The 8,053-nt window shown below is 55.3% G+C and carries 6 protein-coding genes and 1 pseudogene; 6 read left to right on the top strand and 1 reads right to left on the bottom strand.

The annotated features are described in order from the left end of the window. The 5 genes from H6F43_RS15855 to H6F43_RS15835 form a co-directional block, all read left to right on the top strand. The coding region (locus H6F43_RS15855; protein WP_190343693.1) for a 2OG-Fe(II) oxygenase at positions 1 to 418 on the top strand (418 nt) is incomplete at its 5' end. Positions 419 to 587: 169 nt separating this feature from the next. Further along, a complete protein-coding gene (locus H6F43_RS15850) occupies positions 588 to 1,421 on the top strand; it encodes a DUF4394 domain-containing protein (protein ID WP_190343692.1) in 834 nt (277 codons plus the stop codon). A 504-nt stretch (positions 1,422 to 1,925) separates the two neighbouring features. Beyond that, positions 1,926 to 2,483, top strand: a complete 558-nt coding sequence (locus H6F43_RS15845; RefSeq protein ID WP_190343691.1) for a sigma-70 family RNA polymerase sigma factor — start codon at positions 1,926 to 1,928, stop codon at positions 2,481 to 2,483. Then, positions 2,480 to 3,184, top strand: coding sequence for an anti-sigma factor (locus H6F43_RS15840; protein WP_190343690.1), 705 nt, complete (start codon positions 2,480 to 2,482; stop codon positions 3,182 to 3,184). The genes H6F43_RS15845 and H6F43_RS15840 overlap by 4 nt, the downstream gene beginning before the upstream one ends. Before the next feature lie 331 nt (positions 3,185 to 3,515). After that, complete coding sequence (locus H6F43_RS15835; RefSeq protein ID WP_190343689.1) at positions 3,516 to 6,200, top strand: DUF4394 domain-containing protein; 2,685 nt, start codon at positions 3,516 to 3,518, stop codon at positions 6,198 to 6,200. A 103-nt stretch (positions 6,201 to 6,303) separates the two neighbouring features. Here H6F43_RS15835 and H6F43_RS15830 read toward each other — a convergent pair. After that, positions 6,304 to 6,768, bottom strand: a pseudogene (locus H6F43_RS15830) (DUF29 domain-containing protein). Between the two features lie 368 nt (positions 6,769 to 7,136). Between H6F43_RS15830 and H6F43_RS15825 the strand changes: the two are divergent. Then, positions 7,137 to 8,053 (top strand): cobalamin-dependent protein (locus H6F43_RS15825; protein ID WP_190343688.1); only part of this gene is annotated, 917 nt, incomplete at its 3' end.

Here is an 8,053-nt window from a genome sequence, read left to right as displayed (position 1 = left end):
CGACCTTTGCAGGGCAGCCATGAGCCGACTGTACGATCGTCTCGTGCCAGAAATTTTCAGAGCCTTTCAGTTTCAGGCAACCCGGATCGAGCGCTACATCGTCGGCTGTTACGACGCTGAATCTGGAGGGTACTTTCGCCCCCATCGCGACAACACCACGCAAGGCACGGCTCACCGACGATTTGCGGTTTCCTTAAATTTGAATCCCGACGAGTACGAAGGGGGCGATCTGCGCTTTCCAGAATTTGGTCGCCAGACCTATCGACCTCCACTCGGAGGGGCTGTTGTCTTCTCTTGCTCGCTCCTGCACGAGGCGACTCCGGTCACTCAGGGAAAGCGGTATGCCTTCTTGCCATTTCTCTACGACGAAGCGGCAGCGCAGGTTCGGCAGGAAAACCAGCAGTTCCTGGCAACCTGAGCCGCAGAGATTTTGTCTATCTATAAGATTTACTTATCAATTAAACGCAAATAACGCTTCAACTGAGTGCATCCATATCGATGTGTTGTGGGTAACTCTTTATAGATACATGAAATCAGCATTCGGCTGATTGACACGAGAGTAGTTTAGACACTAGGGAACCCTACGTATGAAATCCTATCTTCACGCATCACTGATTGCGATCGCCGCGACGGTCTCGCTGGGCTCGCTTGGAATGGCTCAGCCTGCAACAGCCGTCGAGATCATTGGTCTGACCATGGACAACAATCTGGTTGCGTTTGACTCTGCTCAGCTCACCAGCGCTCGCAAAATTCAGGTCAGCGGCGTTGACGGAAACCTGATCGGCATCGATGTTCGTCCGGCAAATCAGAAGCTTTACGGGGTGACGGATACCAGCAAGATCTACACGATCGACCCAACCACTGGCGCGGCAACGATGGTGAGCAGCCTCAGCAAGCCGTTTAAGGGCGGGCTTAGCTCCGGTGTAGACTTTAATCCGGTTGCCGATCGGCTGCGGCTCGTTGCTGGCAACGGACAAAATTTCCGCATCAACGTCGAGACCGGTGCCACAACCGTGGATAAGCCGCTGAAGTACGCGAAAGACGATCAGCTGTCTGGTAAAAGCGCAGGCATCAGCGCAGGTGCATATACAAACTCAATGGCAGGCGCAAAAACAACGCAGCTATTCAACATTGACGGAATTCGGGACGCGCTGGTGCTGCAAAATCCGCCGAACGATGGCGTGCTTAAAACCGTTGGAATGCTCGGCACCAATTTCAGCCCAATGGCAGGAATGGATATCATGACCGATGCCAGCGGCACGAATACGGCGTTTGCCGTTTCTGGCTCCACGTTTTACAGCGTTGATCTGGAGAAAGGTGCCGTCCAACGCATGGGCAATGTCCTTGTTGATAAGAGTCCGACTCGGTTGATTGACGTGGCTGCAATGTCAACGGCTAGCACAACAATGCCCAAGCCGTAACGAGGCATCAGAGGCTGTTTGAAGCGTTGAATCTGAGTTGAATCTGAGACGTTAGATCTGAGTCAAATTGTCACCTGAAGACAGCGAAGCGCGTTTCGCTATCTTCAGGTCAAACCTGTCTTCAGGTCAAACCATTGCGGGTAGGTGCAGACTTCCGTATGACACCTACCCTTTGATTTTTAACTCCAGCATTAGCCGCCAGAATTCTAGCGTCTTAAATACCAATTCTCTAAATTCCAGCTACAGATCAAACCACTAAAACGTAGGCAGGCTAAAGCTTCTGCAATTTCGTAGCTTGCTTCTCGCGCAGCGAGTATTGCGAATTCCGGATTCCGACTTGATATGACTGCAGACGGTTCACAGTACGGTAGCATCAGTGTGAACCGAGAGGTCTGATATGGCTCGTAATGGTGATTTGAGGAGAATGGTTGTTGCTATTTCACCAAGGCACAAACCTGCTAGAGGAGTTTATCGGACGGCAGCTTTCGTAGAGGCGCGGATTTCATGAGCCAGTCCAAGCCGTCAGCCCCTTTTGACTGTGAAGCAGCACTCCTTGCCTGTGCACGCGGCGATCGCGCTGCCCTACGGCAAATCTACGAACACGAAGCGAGTCAGTTACTTGGCGTTGCGTTCCGAATTGTGCATCGCCGCGACTTAGCCGACGAAGTTGTGCAAGATGCGTTCTTGCAAATTTGGCAGAAAGCCGGAACGTTTGACCCCCAGCGTGGATCGGCTAGGGCTTGGATATTCACCATCGTGCGCTATCGAGCGCTCAACACGTTACGCAAAACCTCTCGTGAGATCGCTGTCGATCAAACCATGCTTTCAAACGAACCTGATACGGCTACGGATTTGTTGGAAAGGCTGTCGCGCATGACAGATGCAGAAGCGCTTCAGCGCTGCCTTGAGCAGCTAGACACTCAAAAACGAGCCAGCATTCTTCTCGCCTACGTCAATGGCTACTCACATTCTCAGATCGCCACCCACCTTGAGACGCCGTTGGGTACGGTCAAGGCATGGATTCGGCGGGGGCTTTTAGCGTTGCGGGAGTGTCTGCCATGAATTTGCAGGACCCTGATGATGGCTGGGCGCTAGCGGGCGAGTATGTTCTAGGCGTTTTGACGGCTGAAGAAGCCGCCGATGTCGAACGATCGATGGCGACAAACGACGAACTTCGGGCGGCAGTCCGCTACTGGGAGAATCGGCTGCTGGGGCTAACTGCGGTCGCGGACCCCATCACTCCTACCGCTGATCTCTGGACCCGAATTGAACAAAATCTCCCCAGCCCTCAGCCTGCTCGGACTCCAGCTCGCTCCAGCCGCCTGTGGGAAAACATTAATTTCTGGCGAGCAACCAGCGCTGTGGGGCTTGCTGCCTCGGTGGCGCTGGCGATCGGGACGTTTCTGAGATCCTCTGATCCGGCACCCACCTTTACGGCGGTGCTTCAGTCCCCAGAGACAAAGCAGCCGGGCTGGATTGTCCAGGGCGATGCCAGAAACCAAGTGCAAGTGATTCCGCTGGCAAAGACGACCGTTGCGCCTAATCAAGCCTTGGAACTGTGGACGAAGCCAAATCAGGCGAAAGGACCGACCTCGCTGGGTCTGGTACCGGGCGATCGCAGCGTACAAGTTCCGGCGACTCGTCTGCCTGGGTTAGAGGCGGGTCAATTATTTGAAATTACGCTAGAGCCAGCCGCGGGTTCTCCGATCGGTCGCCCGACTGGAAAAGTGCTGTTCATCGGGCGTGCAGCCGTAACTCAATAAACGGCGTCCAGCCCATCGCGCAAAAAAGTTTTTTCTAGCGTGCATCCAAACGGTGAAGTTGCGCGTAGTTCTTGTAGAAACGCGAGGCAATGAGGCTGATTTCCTGGAACTGGTAGCTACAATCTTGCCCTCACGCCTGCGTGTCTAAATCGGCTAGTCGTGTTTTCTAGCCCCGCTATGTGACCAGAACGGTGTCGCCTGACCTTAACGGCTCAGGATTGCACCCTATGAAGCTGAACCTAGCAGCTTCCAACCTGTTACGCCTGCACAATTCCTTGCTGTGCAGGCGACAAATCAACTTGCAGCAAAGCACCTTCATTCAGGAGACGGTATGGCGAATTCATCGATCGTTGGCACCCCAGATCGCGATGTTCTCACCGGAACAGACGGCAAAGACAGCATTTTCGGTCAAGCTGGCGAAGACTTACTCCAGGGAAAGTCAGGGAATGATCTATTGGATGGCGAAGAAGGAAACGACGGGCTTTTGGGCGGTGCAGGTAAAGACACCCTCAAGGGCGGCGCAGGTGACGATGTACTAGACGGCGATGGGGATCTAAGCCTGTTTGGTTTAACCGACTACAACACGATCGTCGCCTTTGACCCCAGCAACCCCAGTCAAGCCAGCAGCATTGAGATCACGGGCGTAGACGGCACGTTGGTCGGCATCGACGTGCGACCCGCCAACGGCTTGCTCTACGGCGTCACCGACGCCAGCAAGATCTACACGATCGACCCGACCACTGGCTCCGCTACCTTCGTCAGCACGCTGTCACCCATTAGTTTCGCTGCTGGAGTGGAAGCGGGCGTAGACTTCAACCCAGTCCCCGATCGTCTGCGACTGGTAGGCAGCAATGACCAGAACCTCCGCATCAACGTCGATAACGGGGCGATCGCAGATTTTGATGCCGTCACTCCTGGTTTCCAACCGGACCTGAACCTGACCTATGCGGCGGACGATCGCAACGGGGGAGCAGACCCAACCATCACCGCTGCCGCGTACACCAATTCCTTTTTTGGACCTGCCGCCACCACGCGGACAACACAGCTATTCGGCATTGACTCCGCGCTCGATACCCTGGTACTGCAAAACCCGCCGAACAACGGCGTGCTGCGGACGATCGGCTCTCTTGGCATCGACTTTGGCGCAACAGGCGGATTCGACATCTTCTCACCGCTAAGCGGCGTGAATGCAGCGTATGCGGTGTCCGGCTCCACGCTGTATAGCCTCGACCTTTCGAGTGGAGCGGCAACCAACTTGGGCAGCGTTGGGGATAGCTATCTGAACCTGATTGGTCTCGCAGCTAACCTCGTTCAAGTGGGTGGCGGTAACGACAGCCTGCAAGGCGGCGATGGCAATGACCTCCTGAGAGGCGGTGCAGGAAATGATGTGCTGCAAGGCGAAAACGGCAACGATACCCTGAATGGCGGTACAGGCGACGATCGGCTCAGAGGCGGCGACGGCAACGACTCCATTCTCGGCGGCGCAGGCGACGATATCCTCCGGGGCGAGAACGGCGGCGATCTTCTGGATGGCGCTGAGGGCTACGACCTCCTCGACGGCGGCGACGGCGATGATACGCTCAAGGGCGGCGATGGCGACGACATGCTCAGAAGTGCGAACGGCAACGATCTTCTGGATGGAAACGACGGCGACGACGTTCTCGACAGCGGTGACGGCAACGACCTGCTTAGAGGCGGATCAGATAACGATACGCTGAACGCGAAGAATGGCAACGATGCGCTGCTGGGAGGAGGAGACAGCGATATCCTCAGAGGTGGTTCGGGTGACGATCTGCTAGACGGCGATGGGCAGTTGCAGCTTTTTGGTCTGACGGCTCAGAATACGATCGTCGCCTTCGACCCCAGCAATCCGATTTTCACTAGCAGCGTCAGCGTAACTGGCGTAGATGGCACCTTGATCGGCATCGACGTGCGACCTGCCAATGGCTTGCTCTACGGCGTCACCGACACCAGCAAGATCTACACGATCGACCCCACCACTGGCTCTGCCAGCTTCGTCAGCACCCTGTCACCGCTCACGTTTAACGCTGGAGTGGAAGCGGGCGTAGACTTCAACCCAGTTCCCGATCGCCTGCGACTGGTGGGCAGCAATGACCAGAACCTCCGCGTCAACGTCGATAACGGCGCGATCGCGCCCTTCGATGCTGCTGCACCGTTCCAGCCCGACCTAAACTTGACCTACGCAACGGACGATCGCAACGCAGGGGCAAACCCGACCATTACCGCTGCCGCGTACACCAATTCCTTTTCTGGACCTGCCGCCCCCACGCGGACGACGCAGCTATTCGGCATTGACTCCGCGCTCGATACCCTAGTGCTGCAAAACCCGCCGAACAACGGTGTGCTGCGGACGATCGGCTCTCTTGGCGTTGACTTTGGCGCAACGGGTGGATTCGACATCTTCTCGCCGCTCAACGGTCTGAATATTGCGTATGCGGTGTCCGGCTCTACGCTGTACAGCCTCGACCTTTCGACTGGAGCAGCAACCAGCTTGGGCAGCGTTGGCAACGGCTCCAGTAGCTTCATCGGTCTCGCTGCCACGATCGTGCAGGAGAAAGGCGATAGCGATCGTCTGCTGGGTGGCGACGGTAACGACACGCTCACTGGCGGAGTCGGTGATGATGTCCTGAGTGGTGGTGCTGGCAGCGACCAGTTTGTGTTCAACTCCAGCACCGCGTTTGATGCGGCTGGTTTGGGGGTCGATCGCGTCCGAGACTTTGAAGTCAGCGTTGACAAGATCGTCTTGGATAAGACAACCTTCACGGCGCTTCAGAGCGTGGTGGGTGGTGGATTTAGCGTTGCCGCCGAGTTTACGACGGTTGACAGTGATGACTACGCGGCAGGTAGCGATGCCCTAATCGTCTACAGTCGCGGCAGTGGCAACTTGTTCTACAACTCGGATGGCGCGGAGTATGGCTTTGGCAGCGGTGCCCAGTTTGCTACACTCCAGCGCTCTCTGTTGCTAACTGCGTCGGACTTCCAGATCGCCGCATAATTCAGCGCTCCTTCCCAAAAGAGGCACGATCGCACACCGATCGTGCCTCTCCTGACTCAGTTTTGACTGACCACTTCCCTAAAGCATCACGGGTGAGGTGATCCTACGGCTCGATCGCCTCAGGTAGAAACGCTGCATCCAGTATTTGGTCGAGGGTGTAGGGACACTCCACTGGAAACCTGTTGAGCGGTAGCTCTGTTTCATCACTAGCAGCTCGTCGTCCGCGTCGGTAGCAGTCCGGTAGCAGCGTCTCTAGATATAGATTCAGGCTGGGGCTATCTTGCAGCAGGTCTTCAATTTGATTGCGCTGCTGATTCACGGTGTTTCGTCAAGACCCACTGCGTAACTGAGGCTGATACTGCCACTTCAGCAAATGCTGTAACACTACTTCCAGCCAACTCTTTAGCTCTCGCCGATCGGACCGTCCCAAGCTCTCGATCTCCTCAATCACTGCTTCCCAATCCACTCGCTGGAATTGTTCTGCCCGCAGCAGTCGCACGGTCTGTTCGGTCCATTCAACGAAATCTGTCTCGTAGAGTCAAGCCGTGGTTTTTGGAGTCAGAGCCATATTGCCAGCCAGAATCGCCACTGAATCGATCGTAGCGTCTTGTCACACGCTGAGCTTGACTGGATTAACGAATGAGATCTCGAATCGCTAGCGGTTTCTAAGAATTGCTGCAATGCGACCTATCCACAATGCCGTCGCGACACAGGACTTATCTCTAAGTTTCAGCAACCAATCAAAGGGACCAATCAAACGTTTGCAATTCCGACTTACGAATTTCGAATTCCGAATTAGTATCACGCTATCCCCTGAGTCAGAAGCCGTTCTAGCCAATTCCTGTCAACTTCGCTAATCTTCTAGATATTTGCACTCGACAACGAGACTCCAGTTCCCAGTTTCTAACTCCTAACTGTGTGAAGAGGCAATTCTAGATGACGAGCACTCTCACTGCGTCCCATCCCGTCGAAACCGAGCAGCGGCAACGCTACATTCCGCGCCATCGCCGTCGCATTCTCTGCATTTTTCCCAAGTACAGCCGATCGTTTGGCACCTTTCATCACGCCTATTTTCTCAAAGGCGTTCAGGCATTTATGCCACCGCAGGGCTTGCTAGTTGTGGCGGCGTACCTACCGCAGGAGTGGGACGTGCGGCTGATCGACGAGAACCTGCGATCGGCAACCAGCGCAGATTATCGTTGGGCAGACGTGGTGATTACCAGCGGCATGCACATCCAGCGTCCGCAGATTAATCGCATCAACGAGCTAGCGCATCAGGCAGGTAAAGTCACCGTTGTTGGCGGTCCTTCCGTGTCGGGCTGTCCAGAGTACTACCCGGAGTTTGACATTCTTAGCATCGGGGAGTTGGGCGATAGCACCGATCGCCTGATCGAGCATCTCGACGACACGATCGAGCGTCCGTCGCAGCAACTTCGCTTTGAAACCAAGGAGCGATTGCCCTTGAGCGAGTTTCCGACTCCGGCGTATGAGAAATTGGCGATCGATCGCTACTTCCTCGGCAACATCCAGTTCTCTAGCGGCTGTCCCTATCACTGCGAGTTTTGCGACATTCCTGCCCTCTACGGCAACAATCCTCGCATGAAAACACCGGCGCAAATTCTGCGAGAGCTTGACGCAATGTTGGAGCGCGGCAATCCAGGCGCGGTGTATTTTGTCGATGATAATTTTGTCGGCAACCGTCGCGCCGTGATGGAACTACTGCCGCACCTGATTGACTGGCAAAAGCACAACGGCTATCCGGTGCAGTTTTCCTGTGAGGCAACGCTGAATCTGGCGCAGAGTCCGAAACTGCTGGAGATGATGCGCGAGGCGTATTTTGGCACGGTGTTTTG

Origin of the sequence: Leptolyngbya sp. FACHB-36 (assembly GCF_014695955.1) — a bacterium.
In the GTDB taxonomy this organism is placed as follows: Bacteria; Cyanobacteriota; Cyanobacteriia; order Leptolyngbyales; family Leptolyngbyaceae; genus FACHB-36.
The sequence above is the reverse complement of the archived record's forward strand: the minus strand, read 5'-3'. Positions and strand labels throughout refer to the sequence as shown.